Annotated in this window: 21 protein-coding genes; 2 read left to right on the top strand and 19 right to left on the bottom strand. The window is 41.7% G+C overall.

The features are described from left to right. Window positions 1-40: 40 nt before the first annotated feature. On the bottom strand, window positions 41-1504 hold the full coding sequence (locus PGP85_RS18295) for a PTS mannitol transporter subunit IICB (RefSeq protein ID WP_270328777.1): 1464 nt from the start codon (window positions 1502-1504) through the stop codon (window positions 41-43). A 189-nt stretch (window positions 1505-1693) separates the two neighbouring features. Here PGP85_RS18295 and hxlB point away from each other — a divergent pair, with 189 nt between their 5' ends. After that, window positions 1694-2251 carry a 6-phospho-3-hexuloisomerase gene (gene hxlB, locus PGP85_RS18290; RefSeq protein WP_270328776.1) on the top strand — a complete coding sequence of 186 codons (558 nt, stop codon included), beginning with the start codon at window positions 1694-1696 and terminating at the stop codon, window positions 2249-2251. Between the two features lie 57 nt (window positions 2252-2308). Here hxlB and PGP85_RS18285 read toward each other — a convergent pair whose 3' ends face one another. The 18 genes from PGP85_RS18285 to PGP85_RS18200 form a co-directional block, all read right to left on the bottom strand. Continuing rightward, entirely contained in the window at window positions 2309-3175 is an 867-nt protein-coding gene (locus PGP85_RS18285; RefSeq protein ID WP_270328774.1) for a class II fructose-bisphosphate aldolase, read from the bottom strand. Continuing rightward, window positions 3169-3708, bottom strand: coding sequence for a DUF4428 domain-containing protein (locus PGP85_RS18280; protein WP_090406250.1), 540 nt, complete (start codon window positions 3706-3708; stop codon window positions 3169-3171). The genes PGP85_RS18285 and PGP85_RS18280 overlap by 7 nt, the downstream gene beginning before the upstream one ends. After that, on the bottom strand, window positions 3705-5174 hold the full coding sequence (locus tag PGP85_RS18275) for a xylulokinase (protein ID WP_270328770.1): 1470 nt from the start codon (window positions 5172-5174) through the stop codon (window positions 3705-3707). The genes PGP85_RS18280 and PGP85_RS18275 overlap by 4 nt, the downstream gene beginning before the upstream one ends. Before the next feature lie 18 nt (window positions 5175-5192). Then, entirely contained in the window at window positions 5193-6236 is a 1044-nt protein-coding gene (locus tag PGP85_RS18270; RefSeq protein ID WP_270328768.1) for a zinc-dependent alcohol dehydrogenase, read from the bottom strand. 194 nt (window positions 6237-6430) lie between these two features. Continuing rightward, a complete protein-coding gene (locus PGP85_RS18265) occupies window positions 6431-7261 on the bottom strand; it encodes a PTS system mannose/fructose/sorbose family transporter subunit IID (protein ID WP_010739730.1) in 831 nt (276 codons plus the stop codon). Then, complete coding sequence (locus tag PGP85_RS18260; RefSeq protein WP_010739731.1) at window positions 7254-8018, bottom strand: PTS mannose/fructose/sorbose/N-acetylgalactosamine transporter subunit IIC; 765 nt, start codon at window positions 8016-8018, stop codon at window positions 7254-7256. Before PGP85_RS18260 ends, PGP85_RS18265 begins: the two co-directional genes overlap by 8 nt. Window positions 8019-8166: 148 nt before the next feature. Further along, the gene (locus tag PGP85_RS18255; RefSeq protein ID WP_010739732.1) at window positions 8167-8643 is read right to left on the bottom strand and encodes a PTS sugar transporter subunit IIB; all 477 of its coding nucleotides are present in this window, start codon (window positions 8641-8643) and stop codon (window positions 8167-8169) included. Between the two features lie 22 nt (window positions 8644-8665). Beyond that, window positions 8666-9079, bottom strand: a complete 414-nt coding sequence (locus PGP85_RS18250; protein WP_010739733.1) for a PTS sugar transporter subunit IIA — start codon at window positions 9077-9079, stop codon at window positions 8666-8668. 44 nt (window positions 9080-9123) lie between these two features. Then, window positions 9124-11025, bottom strand: coding sequence for a BglG family transcription antiterminator (locus PGP85_RS18245; RefSeq protein WP_251866576.1), 1902 nt, complete (start codon window positions 11023-11025; stop codon window positions 9124-9126). Window positions 11026-11049: 24 nt separating this feature from the next. Beyond that, window positions 11050-11886 (bottom strand): class II aldolase, encoded by an 837-nt coding sequence (locus PGP85_RS18240; protein ID WP_251866575.1) that lies wholly within the window; start codon window positions 11884-11886, stop codon window positions 11050-11052. A gap of 416 nt (window positions 11887-12302) precedes the next feature. After that, on the bottom strand, window positions 12303-13835 hold the full coding sequence (locus tag PGP85_RS18235) for an FGGY-family carbohydrate kinase (protein WP_270328766.1): 1533 nt from the start codon (window positions 13833-13835) through the stop codon (window positions 12303-12305). Beyond that, complete coding sequence (locus tag PGP85_RS18230) at window positions 13828-15228, bottom strand: PTS galactitol transporter subunit IIC (RefSeq protein WP_270328764.1); 1401 nt, start codon at window positions 15226-15228, stop codon at window positions 13828-13830. Before PGP85_RS18230 ends, PGP85_RS18235 begins: the two co-directional genes overlap by 8 nt. A gap of 1 nt (window position 15229) precedes the next feature. Continuing rightward, a complete protein-coding gene (locus tag PGP85_RS18225) occupies window positions 15230-15517 on the bottom strand; it encodes a PTS sugar transporter subunit IIB (protein WP_010739738.1) in 288 nt (95 codons plus the stop codon). A 17-nt stretch (window positions 15518-15534) separates the two neighbouring features. Continuing rightward, a complete protein-coding gene (locus PGP85_RS18220) occupies window positions 15535-15999 on the bottom strand; it encodes a PTS sugar transporter subunit IIA (RefSeq protein WP_270328763.1) in 465 nt (154 codons plus the stop codon). A 2-nt stretch (window positions 16000-16001) separates the two neighbouring features. Then, window positions 16002-16844: a class II aldolase gene (locus tag PGP85_RS18215; RefSeq protein ID WP_270328761.1), complete on the bottom strand. Its 843-nt coding sequence runs from the start codon at window positions 16842-16844 to the stop codon at window positions 16002-16004. A gap of 3 nt (window positions 16845-16847) precedes the next feature. Further along, the gene (locus tag PGP85_RS18210) at window positions 16848-17588 is read right to left on the bottom strand and encodes a GntR family transcriptional regulator (protein ID WP_010739741.1); all 741 of its coding nucleotides are present in this window, start codon (window positions 17586-17588) and stop codon (window positions 16848-16850) included. 339 nt (window positions 17589-17927) lie between these two features. Further along, window positions 17928-19019, bottom strand: coding sequence for a hypothetical protein (locus PGP85_RS18205; RefSeq protein ID WP_270328760.1), 1092 nt, complete (start codon window positions 19017-19019; stop codon window positions 17928-17930). 323 nt (window positions 19020-19342) lie between these two features. Next, complete coding sequence (locus PGP85_RS18200) at window positions 19343-20161, bottom strand: MerR family transcriptional regulator (RefSeq protein ID WP_270328758.1); 819 nt, start codon at window positions 20159-20161, stop codon at window positions 19343-19345. Between the two features lie 138 nt (window positions 20162-20299). Here PGP85_RS18200 and PGP85_RS18195 point away from each other — a divergent pair, with 138 nt between their 5' ends. Next, on the top strand, window positions 20300-20998 hold the full coding sequence (locus PGP85_RS18195) for a PRD domain-containing protein (protein ID WP_270328756.1): 699 nt from the start codon (window positions 20300-20302) through the stop codon (window positions 20996-20998). Window positions 20999-21032: the final 34 nt, after the last annotated feature.

Here is a 21032-nt window from a genome sequence, read left to right as displayed (position 1 = left end):
TAGAATTCATCATACTACACTCAAATGAAAGCGGGTACGTTTATTCGCCATTCGTTTCTTTGATAAACTTTATGAACCGATCGTATTCACTATTGTCCAAGAAATTTTTAATCGTCAAAATCGGCACTTGTCTATCACTGGTCAGACCCTTGACTCTCTCTAGCAAAATTTCATTCGTAATGATCAAATCGGCATTATCCGGAATACTATCAACCGAGACGTTTTTAACCGTTACTTCCAACATATTTTTTCGGGCTTTCGTACTTAACATCGAAGCACCCATTGCACTCGAACCCATCCCCGCATCGCAGGCGATGATCACGTTTCTGATCATTTTTCCTGTCGGAACTACATTCTCCGTTACGATTGGTTCTGGAACAGCTGTTTCGAATGCTTCAACAGTTGAACCGTCTGCCCCAGCCAAAGCTAATTCTGATTCGGCTTCAGCTTCAGCCGCAAGGTCCTTTTTCAAACTTAATTTTAAGAAAAAGGCGCCGACTAAAAAGGAAACTAAAACAGCCGAGGCGTACATCGCAATATTTACAACGAAGTTTCCACGAGGAGTCATCATTAGTAAGGCCAAGAAACTTCCCGGCGAGACTGCGCCGACTGTTCCGCCGCCAAAGAGCTGACCAATGGCTAAAGCCGTCATGTTTCCGGCAATCGGTGCCAAAATGGTGATTGGTTTAATCATGGCATACGGAAAGGCTACTTCACCGATCCCGCCCAAGAATTGGATCAACATTGAAGCTGGCGCTGATTTTTTCGCCATCCCTGTTCCAAACATCGAAAAAGCGATCAATAGGCCAACCCAAGCACCACCGTTTGCTTCAACTAAGAATAAGAGCGATTTGCCTGTTTCTAATACTTGCTGCGTCCCTAACGGAATCATGATCCCATGGTTGACCGCATTATTTAAGAATAAAACTTGTGCCGGCTGGACAAAGATACTGGTCAATGGACTCAAGTTGCGGGCCATCAGCCAATCGACTCCGCCGGAAATAAAGGATAGAATCACTGCGAAAATTGGTTCAACCGCTACGAATCCGACCAGAGCGATCGCAAACCCGAGAAAGCCTAGTGAAAAGTTGTCGACCAGCATTTCAAGACCTGGTTTGACTTTTCCTTTAAACAGCTCATCGATCTTCTTCATTAAGATTGCGCCGATCGGTCCCATGATCATACCGCCGATCAGCATCGTGATATCCGCACCGACGACTACCCCCATAGTTGCCAAAGCACCGATCGCACCACCGCGTTTGCCGTAAACGTTGTATCCGCCAGTGTAACCGATCAAGATAGGTAATAAATAATTCAAAATCGGCGGAACCAATTCATTTAAGTGCTTATTCGGTGTCCAACCAGTCGGGATGAAGAATGCCGCCATCAAACCCCAAGCAATAAATACTCCAATATTCGGCATAACCATCGAACTTAAAAATCCACCCATACGCTGAATCTTCGCTCGCCAGCTGTTTGCATTTGCAGGTTGCTGAAAATCCATTTTCTTTTCCTCCTTGAGAATATTCATTTTTTAGAAAGCGCCTTCTGACACTAATTATAGGGGGCGTTATTCGTAAAAGCTATCGCTTGAAGGGACACCTTTGTCAGAGTGTCTCTGTCAAAAATACTCTTGTGAGGGTTTTCGAAGTTGATTAGACTTTGAGTACAAATAATTATTGGAGGCGTTTAAATGTCTGTAAAAGAACACACGCGGGAGATTATCGAAGAATTATTGGCATTTGTGGACTACGAAAAGGATCAGGAACTCGATCAATTAGTCGATGCGATTTTACATGCGAAGGCTATCTTCCTATCTGGAGCCGGACGATCTGGGGTAGCTATTACAGGATTTACGAATCGGCTGCTGCATTTAGGCTTACCCGTTCACCTAGCTGGTGAGATTAGTTGTCCCAGAACCGCCAAAGGCGATTTATTGATTATCGGTTCAGGTTCCGGCACCACCCCCGGTTTAGTCACACTCGCGAAAAAGGCGAAAAGCAATGGTGTCTCTCTTGCTTTGTTGACGATGGACAAGGAATCCGAGATTGCCCAATTAGCCGACGTGGTAGTCGTTCTCCCTGGCGTCTCACCTAAGCTAAAAGAAAATAGTCTCACTTCTATCCAGCCAATGGGCTCAGCATTCGAACAAATCAGTTTCTTGACCTATGACGGAATCATCTTGGAATTGATGGAACGAATGGGAGAGACTGGTGAAACGATGGTGGAAAGACATACCGATTTGGAGTAGCTAAAAAAAGGGTGGGTAATCAAAATTAATTGATTGCCCACCCTTTGCTGCTCACTTCTATAATCCACTAAAAATTTTTATTGCTTCGACATAGTCTTCTTTTAATGCTTCCGTTGTAACCTCAATACACTCCTCCAAAAAAACATCGGATTGATCTGCTTCAAAATAACCTTTCAATGCAGAAGCGCCTGCTTTATTGGCATAGGTATAGTAATTGATTTTGGCGATGCCGTTTGCGATCGCTGTTTGATAATCGGCCGCCTCAACTCCTGATCCGCCGTGCATCACCAGCGGGATCTTCACCTCATCATAAATTGCTTTGACTTGAGGCAAATCTAATTTTGGCTCCTTCAAATAGATGCCATGTACCGTCCCGAAGGCCACCGCTAAACAATCTACCCCTGTCGCATCAACAAACTCTTTGGCTTGCTTAGGATCGGTATAGATATCAGTATCACCGATTTGATCGTCATCGGGCGCGCGTCCTTCACCGCCACCTAAAGACGAAGTAAAGACATGGCCCAGCTCCGCTTCAACACTGACACCTAAACTATGGGCGATCTTCACAATTTCTTTGGTTCGTGCGATGTTTTCTGCAAAAGGCAGATCCGAAGCATCGATCATGACCGAAGTAAAGCCCAGCTTCATCGCTTGGACCATCGCATCAAACGTTTTTCCGTGATCCAAATGAACCACTACCGGTACCTTGCTTCGTTTGGCATAGTCAATCATGATCGGTCCAATTTCTTCGAGCGAAATCAAGGAGCCGTGTCCTTCTGCATGCTGTAAAATCACCGGTTGATTGACTTTCTCGGCGGCTTGGATCGCCGCACGAACCATTGCTAGATTCGGTACATTGAAGGCCGCGACCGCTTGTTTTTCTGTACGGGCCTTTTCCAAAACCTCTTTCAAATATGCTAGCATGCAACACCCTCCTTCAACTGATTGACTTCTGCAACGATATTATTGGCTAACGAACGCATCGTTTTGTAGGCCATACTGTCCCGATTAATAAAATTAGGGATCAGCCAAATTTCCCGCGTCTCTTCTTGAAGAGTCAAAACGACTTTGATAGAGCCTAGCTGCTGTTTCTTTTTCTTCACTACTTGTTCCGTCTGTTCTTCTACTAGCTGACAACTTAGAATCGCAGAAAAAGGATAGACCTCTGGCTTCAATGCTTCTTTCGTATATTTTTTATGATTAGGCAAACAAATTTTCTGATGCGTATCGTCAAAGAAGATAAACTGATTGATCTTTCTCGTAATTTCAAAGGTTTCAGCAGGAGCTTTTTCCTCGGGAGCCGCGATAATTTCCAACAGCTCTGCTTGTGTTTTATTTTTGATTGTTTGCGTAAAATTCAAGCTCACTTTTTCATAACACCCTTTACAAACATGCCCGTCCGCGCATTTGAACTTGATCAATTTTAATGGCGCACTGCAAATTAGACACTCTTTCATTTCTCGTCACCTCCGAATAGTTGCAACTGTTCAGTCAATTTTAAATAGGTTTCATAGCGTTGATCGTATTTCGTGATAATCGCTGGATCAGGTTGAATGACTTGCGCTTCGCTCTTTGGAAAAGTGAAGCCTCCTTCGATCCCAATCATGGCTAAGATCGCCGCGCCATGAACAGCCTCTTGAGAGGTCAGCATTCGTTTGATCGGATGGCCAAGCACATTAGCGAATATTTTGATCCATAGATCACTTTTCGCACCGCCGCCGACAATCGTGAAATACTCTGGCGTTTCTTCATTTTTCATAGAGAGGAAGAGCTGGCGGATACCAAACGCCAATCCTTCTAAAACAGCCAAGTACATCTCAGCTCGCTCTGTTTCCAAACCAAGTCCGATAAACGCACCCTTCAGACTCGGATTGGCGAAGAGTGTTTTTTCACCATTCATGTGCGGGAAAAAGAGCACCTCATTTTCACCCAATAAGGATTGCGGGATCTCTTCTTGTTCTTCAGCATAGTGCTCCGTCTGTAAAATATTTTCCAGCCACCAGCTGTTAACTTTTGCTCCGGCCTGAACGGTTCCTTGAGTAATGATCGAATCGTCGCTTTCCGTGATTTTTGCGACCACATTCTTTCCAATCTTTTTGAGCTGATGGTGACTATTAGGAATGACCACCACACCAGAGGTTCCTAGTGAGATCAGCGGCTGCATATTTTCAAAACTGCCGGATACTAAAGCCGAAGCCACATTATCCCCCGTTCCCGAAACGACGGGCAGCGTCTTTCCAATGCTTAATTCCTTGCAGATGTCTTCGGTCAACTCGCCGATTATGGCAGAAGCTGGTCGGATATCAGGAAATAGCTCACTGTTCAATTCAAAGATTTCTTGGACTTCCTTGGACCAGCGATCTGTATGTAAGTCGTATAAGGACGAAGTTGAGGCATCGCAATAATCCGTGGTATATGTTCCAGTCAATTTTAATTTTACATAGTCTTTTGCGATGAGAAATTTATTGATCCGCTGATAATGCTCCGGTTCATGCTCCCTTACCCATAATAGACTGGCTAAAGGACTGCCTGTCGAGACAATTTTAGCCAGATGAGCCGTCTCCGCTTTCCTTTCCAAACGCTGCTTGATAGCTGTAAGACTGCTCTTTGTGCGATTGTCATTCCACATAATCGCCGGGCGAACGGAAGAACCGTGCTTGTCAACAAACACGGTCGTGTGCATCTGTCCGGTGATACCGATTCCTGCGACCGTTGCAGCAGAAACCTGTTGGAATAACTCTTTCAAGCCCTTCACCACGATTTCGACCCACGTATCTGGTTCGATCTCCGTCCAGCCCTTATGGGGAATCAGGTAGTCATACGCATACTGTTTTTCAAAAACCGTTTCTAATTGCTTAGTCACAGCAGCTACCTTGATCGATGTGGTTCCGATATCTAATCCAACATAAACAGATGCACTCATTTTTTCTCCTACTTTCTTCTAGTCAAAGGTAATAATGGTCTTTAAGGTGTCTGGTCTTAAGGCATATTCAAAGGCGTCTACCGCATCGGTGTAATCAAACGTTTTCGCTAATAACGGGGTGACGTCTACGATCCCTTTCGCAATCAATTGAACCGAACGATAGAAGGTCGGTATTTTGGGACTGACGGTTCCAGTAATCAGTTTTTCGTAGGAATGTACGACACCCATATCAGTCGGTACTGGATCATTCGGATGCAGCGAGCTGAACATAAAGGTTTGACCGCCAGTTGCAGTGAAATCCATGGCCTGTTTAGCAATTTGCGGAAGAGCTGTCGTATTGAAGACGACTTCCGCTCCGCGACCTTCCGTTTGTTCTTTGACAAAGGCCACCGCATCGACTTTAGTCGGATCAAAGGTCACATCCGCGCCTAAATCCTCTGCCAATTTTCTGCGTTCTGCGTTTGGTTCGCTGAGAATCACACGAGTGCCGGACAATTTTGCCAACACCACATGGAAAAGCCCCATCACACCGCCGCCAATAATCACTACATCCTGCCCAAACATCAGCTGAGCCCGTTCAACACTGTTCACGACACAAGCCAAAGGTTCGGTAAAGGCACTATGGGTAAAAGGAACCTCTTTCGGATATTTGTAAAGATCACGACTCTTCACCGCGATGTACTGCGACATTCCTAGAAAACCGGAAATGCCGTCAGGATTTTGAAAGGTCGTCGATTTCGACACTTCGATACAAAGGTTCTCACGACCTGTTTTACAATAATGACACTCTCCGCAAGCTGGAATGATGTATTTAACAACATGGTCGCCCACATCAAAATGTTCAGGATTTACTTCGCTGCCGATTTCAACGACTTCTCCGCTGAATTCATGACCGCCGATTCTTGGATACGTGTATTTCATATCGCCTAAATAATCACGCAGATCGTTGGTGCAGAGACCATTTGCTCTGACCTTCATCAACACTTCATCTTTTTCGATTACGGGCATTGGCAGCTCTTGAATTTCCAGCTGCTTGACCCCTGTTTCAACAATTGCTTTCATTTCAAATCCTCGTTCCTTTTAAGGTAATTATTTTTATTGAAAAATAAGTCTGAGGTCCACTCCGTATACCATTCCTCTAACGAATTGAAAATACGAAGGGGAACTGGCATCCTCGTTCCTTTTGTGGTAATTATTTTTTTTTCCAATTAATCTTCTCAAACCACACTTGCGTATGGTTTGAGAAGTTCGATAGCTTAGCCTAAAATTCCAAAGAAACCAGCAACGACACCGACCGCTACGATCAGACCAATGATTTTCAATGAAGACCAGCCTTTTTTCATCAAGAAGAAGATCAGCATGGTGAAGGCGAATGGCAAGATATTCGGCATCACGACATCTAAGAATTGTTCTTGAACTTTAAAGGTCGCTGTCGAGCTGACAATTTTTAAAGGTACGTGCATTTTTACATAGCTAGAGATCAGACCGCCCATTACCATACAACCCATGATTTCAGCGCCGCGCAGGACTTTATTCAACAGCCCCTTCTCGAGAAAGTCCATGACGGCTTCCGCCCCGGCTCGATAACCGAACATAAAGTTGGCGTAACTCATTCCCCAGGCAATGGCGATAATAGCAACAGCGTAAATAATCGAACCCCAAATGGTTCCTTTTAATGTCAAATCAATACAGATCGCTAACAAGATCGGGATCAACACGCCTTGGAAGATCGTATCGCCGATCCCTGATAACGGACCCATCAAGGATGTTTTTAAACTGGTAATAAATTCACTTGGAATCGCGACACCTTTGGCCTTTTGTTCCTCCAGTGCGATGATCATTCCGATGATACAAGAACCAAACTCGATATGAACGTTAAAGAATTCAATTTCACGTTTCATCATTTCTTTTTTCTTCTCGGGATCATCATTGTACAAGCGTTTTGAAATTGGAACGAAAACATGTGCGACCGCTTGGCCCATCATCCGTTCGTAGTTATAACACGTTTGCGGTAAATTTTCCCAAATCAGCCAAGAGCGGATCAGATCCTTTTTACGAATCACACTTCCTTCTGCCTCTTTACTCATAGATTTCGTCCTCCTCTGAATCAGATTTATTGCCTGTCGCTTGTACATAGATCAATGCTGTTAATCCGGCGATCACACCCAATGGTAATAAGTCCAGACCAGAATAAGTTGCTAAAATGAAGCCTAAGAATAAGAAGACGCGTGCCTCACCCTTAAAGATATATTGCAGTGTAATCGCAACCCCTAAAGCCGGCATCATGCCACCAATAACTGTAAAGATCGTCAATGCTGTTCCGCTCAATGCTTCAATGAAGCCTGAAATATAGCTTGCGCCGAAGTAGGCAGCTAATCCACAAGGAATGATCGTAATTAGTGCCGTCAGGAGCTGCGGAAAGAGAACATTGGCTCGCCAAATCTTATTGTATTCGCCATTTTCAATATATCTATCTGCCACGTGAACAAAGATCGAACCAAAGGTCATCCGGCCATACCAGACAATCGTTCCTAACAAGCCGATCGGCACAGCAACAGACAATGCTGTTTTTGCATCAAGTCCGCCGGTAATCGCAAAGGCTGTTCCTAAAATACCCGCTAATGCCATATCCGCTGGCATTGAACCCCCAGCTGAGATAAAACCTAAATAAACTAAGTTGATTGAAGCCCCAGTCATTGCCCCCATCACTGGGTCTCCTAAAATAATTCCTGTAATAAGTCCGCATACCAATGGTCTTTGTAGTGACCACAACCCAACAAAGGGGAGATTTCCTATTGCTAGGAAATAAACGACCCCACAAAGAAAAGCTTGAAGTACTGACATACATTTTTCCTCCTTATTCTTAATAATGTATCTATTTTTTTCAAAAATAGGTTTGATTTTCATGCCATAAATCATCCAACTAGAGCGCTAGGCATGATAATTTGATCCTTTAGTTTTCTCTTCGCCTCGAAAAGTTGGACGGACATTCTTATAATAAATTTGTGATTTCAATTAACCGTTGTTCAGGTACTAACTGATAGAAAACATGGACGCCTTTGTCGACCATCTGGCGAATCGCGTCGACCTCAGCTTCATCACAGGCCACGTTTTTGATAAATGGTTTCCGTTCATCGCGGATACCCATTCCACCCAGATTTACTTGCGGCAATTCAATCCCGCCTTCAACAAGTTTGGCATACGTGATCGGAGTTTTAGTTAATAGTAAAACGCGTTCTTTTTCATTAAATGGTTTCTTCAGCTCTGCGATTCCCTCTTCTGTGGTAAAGGCATCTACTCTGACTTTTGTCGGTGCTAACGCTTTCAATATTCTCTTTTGGAAAGGATCACTGGCCACGATGTCATCAATAATGACAATATGGTTGATACTGTATGATGGTGTCCAAGCGGTTACTACCTCTCCGTGAATCAATCGATCATCTACTCGTGCAAAAACAATATTTTTCATGTTGCTCGCTCCTTTTTTTGTTTTAGTCTTCTAAATTTACGCCTAAATAATTATTAACATCGATAAATGTGGCAGGTGCTTCACTGATTAACTTGGCACAAATATCCTCGGCGGAATTCGTGTCATTCATTCGCGACATAAACGCTTCCAACACCATTGGCAAGTTCATTCCGGTAATATGACGAATCGGGTAGTCCCCCATTAATCCAACTACTGCATTGAAAGGACTTCCGCTAAATAAATCGGTAAAGCAAATGATGTCGCTCCCACCGCCAAATTCTTCAATCGCCTGTTTGACTTTATCCTTCAATCCACCAATATCATCTTTGGGATACAAGCCAAAAGCTTGAGCCTCCGTCTGTTCTCCGACGATCATCTGCGCACTGCCTAAAATACTTTTTGCGAGATCCCCGTGTGACACAAAAATATATTTCATGTTAATCCTCCTAATTCATACTAATTTTTTTCAAAAACAGTTTTCTAAATATATTCATCCAACAACTGAGATAGGTTTTCTCTAAAATTCTCAAATGTCGGATCTTTGATGACTCGGTCAACAAAGCCTTTTTCTTGAATGATTTTTGCTAAATAGTTCCACAACTGAAAAACTTTGGCGTTATTCTTTTCGATCGCTACTAACATGACTAAATGTACTCTGTTGCCATCGGTATCCCAATCAAGTTCATTTTTTAATAAAATGACTGAGACAAAGGTTTCAGCAAGAATTGGATTGATCGGGTGCGGTAAGGCGATGCCGTTACCAAAATAACTGCTGCCGATCCCTTCTCTTAATTCCACTGCTTCTCTTAGTTGGAAAACCTTATCGCCGACTTTTGAAACTGAGATGGAACAGATTTTATCTAAGACTTCCTTCTTATCGATAAAGTGTCCATAATGAAAGAGTGCTTCATCAAACAGATTGACGATTTCAAATTTATCGTTGAAGCCGTCGATGGCCAATTTGATTTTGGAATACTCTTGCTCACTTGGAAAGAAGCTGATCAGGATCGCGCCCATTTTATCGGTCAATTCTGTTTGCTCCGTCGTAAAGATGACATCGTAATCTTCTATATCCAACGAGGAAATCTCGTGGGTATTGACTAAAGTCAGCACGGTGATCTCATTTGAAAACCATGTGGCAAACCGCTGCCTCAGGAGAATACTTTCACTGCGTTTCAGACTGGTAATGATCAAAATGCGTTTCTTGCCGGAAATATCGTTGTACTTCGCTAAATATTGATTGAAGTAAATTGCCAGATACGCGATTTCGCCTTCTTCAATCTTTTTGTCGATCGTATTTTGCAATAGCAGACACATATAAGCAGCGATATCAAAGCCTAATGGAAAGGACTGTTTGATTTGATCCAGCAATTGATTTTCATTTTGAATATTGTATTCGATTCGGGTCAGCAATGGCATCAGGTGCAAGGCCAACGAGATTCGTAAATCAATCTCCTGACGAAAATCAATATCGAATTTTTCATTGATCTCCTTCAACGCATGAAGGATAAATGTATTGACCTCTTCTGAGATATAATCATCGTTTTCATAATCGCTTTTGCCCTTGATATAGATCGCCAGATTAATAATCTCTTCTTGCGAAATCTTAAAGTAGGAACGTTCGGCGAGACGCTGGAATATCTCTGTCGACACTTCCATTTCCGAATCAAAGTCGGAAACGCCTTCGAACTCGTCAGAACCAATATAGAAGCCACTCTTCATTCGTTTGATGGCCATTTCAATGTGTACAATCAAATTTTGAAACAGTGTTTCCGAGATATGAAAATGATGCTTCAAGAGAACACTGACTAAGACCATTTCAATATCTTGCCGAAAGGTTTCTTGACTATCCATACCGCCCTGCTCTTGGTGAATCTCAAGATGACCTAATTTCAGCAAGCATTTTCTTTTGTCGTATTCATTGCCGCTGATAAAGATTCCTGAGTTTCGTTTTCGTTCAATGCTCAGATGGTAATTGCTGAGCAGCTTATCCGCTTCTTTTAAATCTGTGTTAAGGGTCGATGGCGCGATGAAAAGCTGGTCTAGCAGCTTTTGCCGCTGAATTGGACCCTTTTTGTTCAATAGCAGCACACAGAGTTTTCGCACTCGATCTGACTGATTTTGTTCACTATCTGCTTTTTCTTGCGGGATGTTTGCTTGAAATGCGTTGTAATCGCTAATAACTAATTGACTGCCTTTAGATGCGACTGAAATCAATTCTGCGTAACGACTAGTCGATAGATCCTCTCTGATTTTCTTGATATCTGATTGAATCGTCCGCATACTTACTTGAAACTTATCTACAAAATGGTCAGCGGTTAAAAAAGAGGGACTGTGTCGTTCAAACTCTTGAATCATTTCTTTTTGTCGCTTATTTAACACGGTGTCTCCCTCCTCGATGTAACCTTATTTTTCATTTACCTCAGCAATGATGGCTTTCACCCGATCCTCAACGTTGTCGATCGCCAATTTTGAAAGTGACATAATATCAAACTCATTATGATTTTTTTCATAAGCTTGTCCGAACGCGCGGATGAATGCTTGACGAAGATCAGAACCATAATTTACTTTGATCAGATTTTGCTGCTTCGCTCTTCTAACTTGATCAAAAGGAATGCCTGAACCGCCATGTAAGACTAATGGCACTGACGAGATCGCCGCGATTTCTTCTAATAATGGGAAGTCTAAGTTCGGTGTCAAATCCATCCCATGCACATTTCCGATTGAAACGGCTAGCAGATCACAATTGGTTCGTTCAACAAATTCTTTGACATCTTCAGGATTCGTCTTGGCATCTTCTTCAGAAATATGATCGTCTTCTTTGCCGCCGATTGCTCCTAACTCTGCTTCCACTGGAATACCGTAAAAGTGGCAATACTCGACTGTTCGCCGAACCTCTTCAATATTTTCTTCAAACGGCAGATGTGAAGCGTCCACCATAATAGAAGTAAAACCAGCTTCGATACAGGCCTTCACGTCTTCAAAACTTTTTCCGTGATCCAAATGCAATGCCACTGGAACCGATGCATCTTTCATTGCTGACTTGACCATGTCGGCGATGATCTTTGGACTGGAAAGTTTCAAATTGCTCGATGAGATCGCGATGTATCCGCCTATACCTTTTTCCTGATAGCCGCGAATGATCCCGGCCGTAAGTTCATAATTGGTTGTATTGAATGCAGGTAAGACCAACCCTTTTTCTTTTGCATAATCCATCAACTTGAAACCATTTACTAATTGCATGTTGTGCCCTTCTTTCTCTCTTGCTATCTGAATCATATAATGAAAGAAGGATGCTTGGAGCCGAACTTTCTGCACGATGAATCATGCAATTTCTTTGCAGATAACCTGTTCAATCTCCTTTAAACATGCAAAATCCCTGCCTATCTGGCTTTTTAAAGCGGGTTGACGAAGAATCGCGTCATAGTGATGAAAAAGTTGCAGGATGAATCATGCAATCGTCGTTTCCTGAGAAGCGAAAATTTTTGACAAATGCTAGTATTTTTATAAATAACTCTTTTTTACCGTTGACCATAACAGTAGGTGTACCTCTTAAGTATCTCAAAATTTTGCAGTCGTGAATATTGGATTTCCAAATTAAATGAATTTAGATCATTCTGTTAAGTCAAAAAAAATAGGAACTCAATGAGTCCCTATTTTCAGCTGAAGAAAATCTCCTTCGCTTCGTTGCAGCGGTTCTGACTGTCTCTGCTATCGAAAAAACTTTGATGAAAATTATCATCAACTAAAAAACGCTTAGATTCATATAGATAGGAGTATTTATCCAGCAGACGATCGAAGGCTTTCACCTGATTCGGATCGGCCGAAACAACTTGATAGTCCAGCTCGTAATCAAAATCTTTATAGCTTGCCTTCAATGCCCCAAAGGAAACCGCCTCTTCGATTTTTACGACAGAGATGTCTTTATTTAAAGCATCTGCCTTCAATTGTACCCATAGCGGATTTTTCACTACTGGACCGATAGCGACGACACGATTTACCTGCTCTAGCGGGAAACAAGTCGCCACGTACTTCATTTCAAGGCAAAGTCCCAAAATAATCCCCAGTAAAACATCTTCTCGACGTGTCTCCAAACTGATACCATACATCAAACCGCGCGATTTTCCATTTTTAAATGGAGCACCCGAACCATTCAAATGGGGAATCAAGATGACCGGATCTTCCAACGAAATTTGATTTTGCAAATAGCGTTGATATAATTTTCGACTGTCCTGTTCGAATTCCTTCTGATCGATGGAAAAGAATTTTTGGTACCATTCAAACGCATTACCGCCTGTCGGCATCGAAGAAAACAAGGTGTAGTAGTTGGGATTGGTAAAGATTCCATTCGACAAGGATTCCTGAAATGATTTGTTTTCTAAAAAGGGATGATCATCGATCAGGAGCAATCCCTCGGTCGTCCCGGTAGAATTCAATAAATCCTTGTCATGCAGATTGATCCCCAGCGCCCCGACCATATGATCGTGCCCTGCGATTCTGACAGAAATCTCTTCAGCAGCCAATTCACTGACATTTCCCGTTGTCGTATAGCCCACGACTTCGCCTGATGTGATAACCGATGGAAATTGGATCAGCTCCGCCAAATCAAACATTTCTAATACTTCCTTTGACCAGCTGCGGCTTTGCAAATCAAAACACATCGTCCGACTAGCCATTGAAAATTCGCTATTCATCCGATTGGTCAAAAAGTAGCTGAATAAATCCGGCACATTCAACCAAGTATATGTCTGCTCGTTCAGCTCCAAGTGATCGACCAGCCATTTGATTTTCGGAAGACTGTAATTGGAATGTGCGGGCAAACCGGTAATCTCATAAATTCTTTGTTTCTGTTCTTGACTCAGTTCAGCAACATAGCCTGCCGCCCGTTTGTCATACCAGGCGATCAACGGCGTCACGACTTGACCGCCGGCATCAACTAAAACACCAGCTTCGCCAACGCTGGAAATATTGATTGAATCAATATTTCCATGATGGTCAGCAACAATTTTTATCAAGATTTCCAACAATCGATCCCAGATTACGTCTAAGTCGAATAATTCGCCATAGTCATCGATTTTTTTTGTTGTTTGAAAACTCTCGCGAAAGATCAGTTTTCCACTAGCAATTTCAAAAAGCGATACTTTAGAATTCGTCGTTCCGATATCAATTGTAATGGAAAGCTTTTTAACCATTCAATGACTTCCCTTCCGGCACAGAAGAATCTTCAACTAAATGCGTTTGTTTGAAGGTTACTTTGTAGATCCAGAATATTACTGCACCAATTACAGGAATCAATAGCAGCGCGATAATATTGCCGTTGAAGATTTGCAGCAGCCAAAATCTTAATGGATTTCCACCATCCAAGAAGCTTGAGACCATGCCGCTTGATCCTTCTGGGAAACTAAAGTTTACATCCTTTGCCATGCCGGTAATAAACGGCGCGATCGCAGAAGCGATATACAAATCACCAATCATGATCGGAATAGCAATTAAGACCGCTCTAAATACATTGCCCTTTGTCGAAAGAACGACCATTGAAGCCATTACCGCTAAATTCGCTAAATCGCCTAACGGCAGGACCGTATTCCCCGGTAAAATAAATGCTAAAATAACTGCGATAGGTGTTAATAGCAGCGCTGTTGAAATAATTGCCGGATTTCCGACTGCTACAGCAATATCTAAACCAATATATAAATCATCCCGATCAGGATAACGATTGTTCAAGAATTTCTTGATCGCTTCAGAAATCGGCAGCAACCCTTCCATCAAGATCCGCACCATCCGAGGCAAGATGAACATTACCGCACCAATACTGATCCCCATCGTTAAGATACCCTTCAAATCATATCTAGCCGCGACCCCTAAAAGTAACCCTAAGATCGTACCGACCATCATCGGTTCACCAAAAATGCCGAAGCGTTTTTGGATACTGACAGGATTGATATCAATTTTTCTGATTCCTGGAATCATATCAATAATTTTATTTCCGATTAAACCAATTGGGAAAAAGGTAATCGCCGAAACGGTCGGGAAGGACATTCCTTCTAAACCAAAGTATTCCTCACCCATCGGCGCTGCCCAATCGGCCACCTTCAAAACAATGATCGCAATGAGTGCCGATGCCAAGATTCCCAACCAGAAACTTCCTGTGCTATAATAAACGAGTGTTCCTGCAAGCGCAAAATGCCAATAATTCCACATGTCGACGTCAACCGTTTTTGTTTGGTTAATCGCCAGCATCACGATATTGATCAACATCGTCATTGGGATAACGAACGGTGCGATTGGAGATCCCCAAGTAATTGCTGATAAAGGCGGCCAACCTAAGTCAACTACTGGGAGATTAATTCCGGTCTGTTCAACCATGGCTTGCGCTGCAGGTCCTACATTATTTGTTAAGATATCAAAAATTGCATAAATCCCGACAAATCCGATCCCCACTGTTAACGAGGCTCTCAAAGCTTTTGCCGGTTTTATTTTAAAGATCAACGCTAAGATAAACAACACGAGCGGCAGCATAACAGTAGGACCAAATCCTAAAATATACTGGACAACATCATATAGTGATTGCGAAATATTACTCATATTATTCTCCTTTTAGCTGATCGTAAATTGAATTCAAGACTTTTTCTTCACCGATACCTGTGATTAGTGGTAAGCCATTGATGACAGGTGTATTTAGTTCATAAGGAATTTTTGTGGTTGAGACGATCAAATCAGCGTCATCCGAGTTCGATTGAACAGAAGCCACATTGGTTTGTGAATAGTTGATGTCGTTCATATCTTTTTCCTTTAAAAATTCCAAAACCTTTTCCGTTACCGCTGTTGAAGTCGCAATTCCTGTTGCACATACAAATAATAAATTTTTAGCCATTTTTCTTCCTCCTAGTTTTACAATCCGATTTCTTCTCTTGCGATTTTATAGATTTCTTCTTTACTGCCTGTTTTGATTCGTTCCAGCAGTTCTGCTTCAGGTAAGATCCCCATCAATTTCTTTAGAATATTCAACTGCTTATTTGATTGACCCAAAGCTAATAGAAATACGATTGATACTTCGATCTTCGTATCGTCCATACCACCCATTACTTCCATTGTAATCGGCTTTTTTAGTGTCGCGATCGTCACCCGGTTGTGATTCACATATTTTGCATCTGTATGTGGAATTGCCACACCGATGGGCTCTGTTGGTAAACCTGTTGGAAAATTCTCTTCTCTTTTGATGACTTGTTCTGGAAATTCCGCCAACACATCGCCATCAGCGATCAACGGCTGAGCGATCTGATTGATCAATTCTGGAAAATCCTGCACCTCTACATCAACAAAAATATTTGTCTCACTCGTTAAAACTTCTGTCATTCTTAAACCTCCACAGCGTTCATACTTAAAATTTTTGCATGAACCGTTTCAAAAACAGCATCTTCCGCGTTTTGAAGCACCTTGATCAAGTTGGCTTCATTCTTATTTTCAGCATAAGCTTGACCGACACTCTTGATGTAACTTTGACGTAAATCACTGGCGATATTGATCTTCGCAACATTAAATTCTACCATGCGCTGAATGTGTTCATCTGGAATTCCTGAACCTCCGTGAATCACTAGCGGCACTGGAGAAACCTCATTGATTTCCTTCAATAGATCAAAATCAATCCGCGGCTGATCTTCCAAGCCATGCACATTCCCAACAGAAATCGCTAAGATATCGCAGCCCGTCCGTTCAACGAATTCACGCACTTGTGCGGGATCTGTCTTCGAATCCGCTTCACTGACATGGTCATCTTCTTTCCCAAGGATCGCACCCAGCTCCGCTTCAACCGGAATTCCATAACCCTTGGCAAAATCAACGGCCTTTTTAGTAAAAGCAATGTTTTCCTCAAAATCGTAGGAAGCACCATCGATCATGACTGACGTAAAACCAGCACGAGTCGCCAACTTCACATCTTCAAATTTTTTCCCATGATCTAAATGTAAAGCTACTGGCGTATCCATATTTTCAGCATAGCGCGAAACCATATCAACGATATATTCATAGCCTGCTAACGTGATATTCGTAGGAGCCACCTGAATGAAGGTCGGAATTCCGCTTTCTTCCACTGCTTTCAGAATTCCGACGGTTGTTTCCAAATTGGTCGTGTTGAAGGCTCCTGCGATTACTTTTCGTTCTTTGATAATTTCTAATAGGATATATCCATTTACTAACGGCATGTATTACATTTCCTCTCTTTGAAGAACCGTTCCAACGTAATATTTGTTGGCTTTCAACCAGACATTCCCGAATTCTACCGGTAGACCTCCTTCTAAATAGACTAACTGCTCCAAATGCAATACTGGAGAATCAGGAGCTACTTCCAATTCTTGACCCCGTTTCTCACCGACCACTCTGGCAGCGTATCTACTTTCAGAGTAGGCAATCTTTTTGCCGCTGATTTCCTCCATCACTTTAAATAAACTTTCCTTATTAAAGTCATGCTCTTGAACTCCCGGACACAAGCGGCTGTTGATTCTATTTTCAATCAACATTACCTTCTCGCCTTCAACGTATCGAATTCGTTTCATGTATAGATATTCTTCACCAACATCAATATTCAACCTTGAAGCGATTTCTTTTGTTGCCTTACGAAATTCAGAAGTAATGACCTTCGTTTCATAAGCCAATTTCTGTCCTTCTAATGACTCAGCAAAAGATAAAAGACCTTTTCCCAGCGAATAAGAAATATTGTCCTCTGTTACATAGGTTCCTTTTCCTTGAATCTGGTAGAGCAGCCCTTCTTCAACCAGCATATTGACTGCTTTCTTAACGGTTCCTCGACTTATTTCCAAGGACTTCATGATTTGATTCTCTGACGGTATCTGTTCCCCCTTTCCCCATTCTTCAGAATAAATATTATTTCGCAAATAATCGGCCACCTGAAGATAGACTGGCTTTGAAACATCTCTATTAATGATCATTTGATCACCTCCTGCATTCGTTTTGTACGTCTAGCCACAAGCATGTACAAGTATAACCCTCAATGTACAAGTTTGAACCAGAGTGTACAAGTAGGTACAAATGAATTGTAATCGGTATCAAAGTAAAAGTAAAGAAGAAATTTTAAAATCCGCTTTTTTTCTTTTGGCCCGTTAAAATCATTGTCCTTTCAAAGCACGCACAAAAAACCTTAGGCAGTTCACCTAAGGTACTCCTGTTTGATTGAATCAACGATCTCTTTTAACTACGAATTATTTTTCCTCGGACAAGTCCACCCCATAACAAATAAGCCTTTAAAACTAACAAAAGAATTCTTATCTTTAATGTCTTTTTTTGCTTGAATTATAGTTCTTCAAAATATTTCGGTCCTTTTTAGAAATTTTTTTCGTTGGTGGTTTTGTCGCAGATAGTTTCGTTTTTACCGGATTTTCTGTTGGGGCATCTAACACACCAACTGCTGCCGGCATGAGGATTGGGTTCTCTTCTGATGGTGCTGTATCTTTTTTTGGTATGCTTTCGGGAACAATTCTAGTGTCTATATTCGGCTTATGTGGAGTACGCTTTTCTGATGACAGTTCTTCAGAATTTTCAGTTCTTTCGTCAATGACATCCTCCATACCAATAGCGGCCTTTGCTTCGTTAAGAATGCCTTCGATCAACACGACAAGTTCACCTTTAGTTAATGAATACAGGTCAAAACCCTCAAACAAGTGGATCGGGGCGTTTGAATCTGCTGAAGTCTTCTCAGTTTCAACTGTCAGATTTTGGGCGGACTTCTCTCGTTCCTGCTTTTTCTCCGTTCGGGTACTGAAAATGGTCGTCGTTCCTTTAAGGTCACAGTCGATAAATTTGGCAAAGCGGCGCACATCGGCCGTATTCCGAAAAATCGTCATGGTCGTTAAGATTCTAAGAATTCGCTTCGTTTCTTCAGGGGTATTACTGGAGTCGCCGTCTCGTAACCGCCATGTATGTTTCTTTCCGTTGGCATCTTCAAAAATTGAAATGAGGGTATAACTATCGTATTTCTTAGCATTTATTGCTTTTCCTTTATTTTTCAAATAGCTTTCATATAACCGCATCGTTTTCGTCGCCTTAAAATAAGCGGTTTCATTTTTAAATAAACGCTTGATCACACTGTGCCATTCATGATCCTCCACGTAGTCTTTCAAGAACGGGCAGAACTTTCTCAACGTATCACTAGGCTCGGCCTGAAAAAGCAGCTCGCGAACAACTTCCTGACAAGGCAGTGAAAAATCACTGACTACTAGCGCATTCCGCAAAATGATCGCTACGATATACTCCACTACTAGGTCTGCATTACGTGTCGCTTCCCAAAATTTTTTCACTTTGGTCTCTAGCCCTTTTCTCTTCATCGTGAATAGTTGTCGCTGAGTAAGTTGTTTTACTTCCATCTTGTCCGCTCCTTTTCGTGTACGTGTTTTCTTATAAGCCTATTATGCATGAAAAATAGCGATTTCCGTACCCAACTTTTTACCAAAACGGTAACGATTTGAGTATTGCATAATTAAAATGAATACACTGATAATTACATTTCGACAAGAATAAATAAATAATCAAATAAAATCCAGTAACAGCAAGCTGCCCGTCTTCGCATATCCTTGATAATGGGATTAATCCACATAAAAAAATGTTCAAAAGGTGACAATAATAGCCTTTTGAACACCGATATTTTTAGTCTACTCTAGCGATAAAATTGAAATTTTTTTGATTAGTACTACTCTTTTGCGGGAATAACTTGAACAATCAACTTCAATAGAAAATCATCGAACTTCTTTGCTGCCAAGGCATTCAACATCACATCAATATAGATATCCCCTTCAATTTGCAAGTGATTCTTTTCCAAATAGTCCAACATTTGATGAAAAATGCGCACACGAGTAGTTTCCCCATAGAAATAGCAGGTCAGATAATTTCCTGCTGGGCGCGCTTCGGCTGCTTCAGGAACCTTGATATACGTATAAACATCTGTCGCGTTCAATTCATCCGCATCTAATATGGCATTGGTATTTTTGAACATCATCCCCGCCGGATAAATGAAACGATAGCCTGCAGTGAAACTTTGCTGATAAATCTCACTTAATGGAATCGAGGCCCGAAATTTTACCGCTTGATAAACATTCGAACTAAAGAATAGCGGTTCTCGTTCAAGAGTGACAACTGAAAATTTTAATTGATCCGCCGCAGCATATTCCTCTAATGAATCCAGCTGCCGGTCCACCATATTGGCCATTTGCTGATAGTATTCCTGCTTCTGGCGAATCACTTCCCGTTGCCTTTTTAGCAGCAAAGCCGCCTGTTCCGGAGTACTATTTTGCAAGTGTTCTTTGATCTCGGCCAAAGGCATTTTGATTTCTCTAAACAAATGAATCATGTTTACCGTATAGAGCTGAGGATAATCATAGTAGCGATACCCATTTTCTGCTGTATATTTTGGCGTTAAAAGACCAATCTGATCATAATAAATCAAGGTCTTTCTTTTGATCCCAGACAAATCCGCAAATTGGCTGATCGTTAAGAAATTACTCGTATCCATTAAAATCCTCCTTTTGAAATTGTTCGCTTGACTGTCTAATCACTAGACAGTTTAACATAAGGCTATAGTAAATTGACCAGCTTGCCTTATGAAGCAGACACATTTTGAAAAAACTATCGTACAAGGAGGCCAAGCAAAATGAACCCTACACAATTAATGGAACAATCAGCCACCACCTCGGACCGACAACTCGTTCGCTCTTTAGTCACTTTGGCCAAGCAAAAATATGTGCTCATGGAGAACTTTTATCTGACTAATAATCTATCCTATTTTCTTTTTAATGCGTGTGAAAAAATCCCAATGACTTATGTTTATCCCGTTTCCTCCATTGAAATCATGGAGAAACTTTTTAAGACAGAAGTCGATTTTTCCAAAGAAGCGATTCTATACATTGAAAAATATTTACACCGACCATTAAAAGAAAACGACTATTTAGTATTGGCCGAATCTGTGATCGCCGCGAATTATCAGCTGGATATCAATAAACATGAACAAGAAAAATTCATTCACCTGATCCACTGCTTGTTAACCCAAATCGCTTTTTGTGTTAGCTTGCCGCGCACCCATTTATTCACCGAAGAACCACGGTTGATGCGTCACATTAAGTTTTTGACTTTGCGCATTTTGAAAGGCGAACTTGATTTCAGCGAATCGAACAATGAGCTTTATTTCTATGTGATCGAGCATCATTCGAGAGAATTTCATTCCGCCAATCAGATTCGTGTGTTTATTACCGAGAATTTTGATTTCGATTTATCCAATGATGAGATCAGTTATTTGGCATTGCATTTCCGTGAGCTTAGGCGCAGATACGGCGATAAAAATCAGCTCCAATAGTAAAAAAAAGCCGAGAAATTTCACTTTCAAAAGT

This window comes from Enterococcus malodoratus (assembly GCF_027659535.1).
Classification (GTDB): Bacteria; Bacillota; Bacilli; order Lactobacillales; family Enterococcaceae; genus Enterococcus_A; species Enterococcus_A malodoratus.
The sequence above is the reverse complement of the archived record's forward strand: the minus strand, read 5'-3'. Positions and strand labels throughout refer to the sequence as shown.

Excerpts from the sequence above, each read along its gene's own strand:
- hxlB (WP_270328776.1), top strand. The coding sequence starts at position 1,694 with ATGTCTGTAAAAGAACACACGCGGGAGATTATCGAAGAATTATTGGCA.
- PGP85_RS18280 (WP_090406250.1), bottom strand. The coding sequence starts at position 3,708 with ATGAAAGAGTGTCTAATTTGCAGTGCGCCATTAAAATTGATCAAGTTC.
- PGP85_RS18210 (WP_010739741.1), bottom strand. The coding sequence starts at position 17,588 with ATGATCATTAATAGAGATGTTTCAAAGCCAGTCTATCTTCAGGTGGCC.
- PGP85_RS18250 (WP_010739733.1), bottom strand. The coding sequence starts at position 9,079 with ATGAAATATATTTTTGTGTCACACGGGGATCTCGCAAAAAGTATTTTA.
- PGP85_RS18265 (WP_010739730.1), bottom strand. The coding sequence starts at position 7,261 with ATGAGTAAAGAGGCAGAAGGAAGTGTGATTCGTAAAAAGGATCTGATC.
- PGP85_RS18275 (WP_270328770.1), bottom strand. The coding sequence starts at position 5,174 with ATGAGTGCATCTGTTTATGTTGGATTAGATATCGGAACCACATCGATC.
- PGP85_RS18225 (WP_010739738.1), bottom strand. The coding sequence starts at position 15,517 with ATGGCTAAAAATTTATTATTTGTATGTGCAACAGGAATTGCGACTTCA.
- PGP85_RS18200 (WP_270328758.1), bottom strand. The coding sequence starts at position 20,161 with ATGGATACGAGTAATTTCTTAACGATCAGCCAATTTGCGGATTTGTCT.
- PGP85_RS18285 (WP_270328774.1), bottom strand. The coding sequence starts at position 3,175 with ATGCTAGCATATTTGAAAGAGGTTTTGGAAAAGGCCCGTACAGAAAAA.
- PGP85_RS18205 (WP_270328760.1), bottom strand. The coding sequence starts at position 19,019 with ATGGAAGTAAAACAACTTACTCAGCGACAACTATTCACGATGAAGAGA.
- PGP85_RS18220 (WP_270328763.1), bottom strand. The coding sequence starts at position 15,999 with ATGACAGAAGTTTTAACGAGTGAGACAAATATTTTTGTTGATGTAGAG.
- PGP85_RS18270 (WP_270328768.1), bottom strand. The coding sequence starts at position 6,236 with ATGAAAGCAATTGTTGAAACAGGGGTCAAGCAGCTGGAAATTCAAGAG.
- PGP85_RS18230 (WP_270328764.1), bottom strand. The coding sequence starts at position 15,228 with ATGAGTAATATTTCGCAATCACTATATGATGTTGTCCAGTATATTTTA.
- PGP85_RS18235 (WP_270328766.1), bottom strand. The coding sequence starts at position 13,835 with ATGGTTAAAAAGCTTTCCATTACAATTGATATCGGAACGACGAATTCT.
- PGP85_RS18260 (WP_010739731.1), bottom strand. The coding sequence starts at position 8,018 with ATGTCAGTACTTCAAGCTTTTCTTTGTGGGGTCGTTTATTTCCTAGCA.
- PGP85_RS18215 (WP_270328761.1), bottom strand. The coding sequence starts at position 16,844 with ATGCCGTTAGTAAATGGATATATCCTATTAGAAATTATCAAAGAACGA.
- PGP85_RS18295 (WP_270328777.1), bottom strand. The coding sequence starts at position 1,504 with ATGGATTTTCAGCAACCTGCAAATGCAAACAGCTGGCGAGCGAAGATT.
- PGP85_RS18255 (WP_010739732.1), bottom strand. The coding sequence starts at position 8,643 with ATGAAAAATATTGTTTTTGCACGAGTAGATGATCGATTGATTCACGGA.
- PGP85_RS18240 (WP_251866575.1), bottom strand. The coding sequence starts at position 11,886 with ATGCAATTAGTAAATGGTTTCAAGTTGATGGATTATGCAAAAGAAAAA.
- PGP85_RS18195 (WP_270328756.1), top strand. The coding sequence starts at position 20,300 with ATGAACCCTACACAATTAATGGAACAATCAGCCACCACCTCGGACCGA.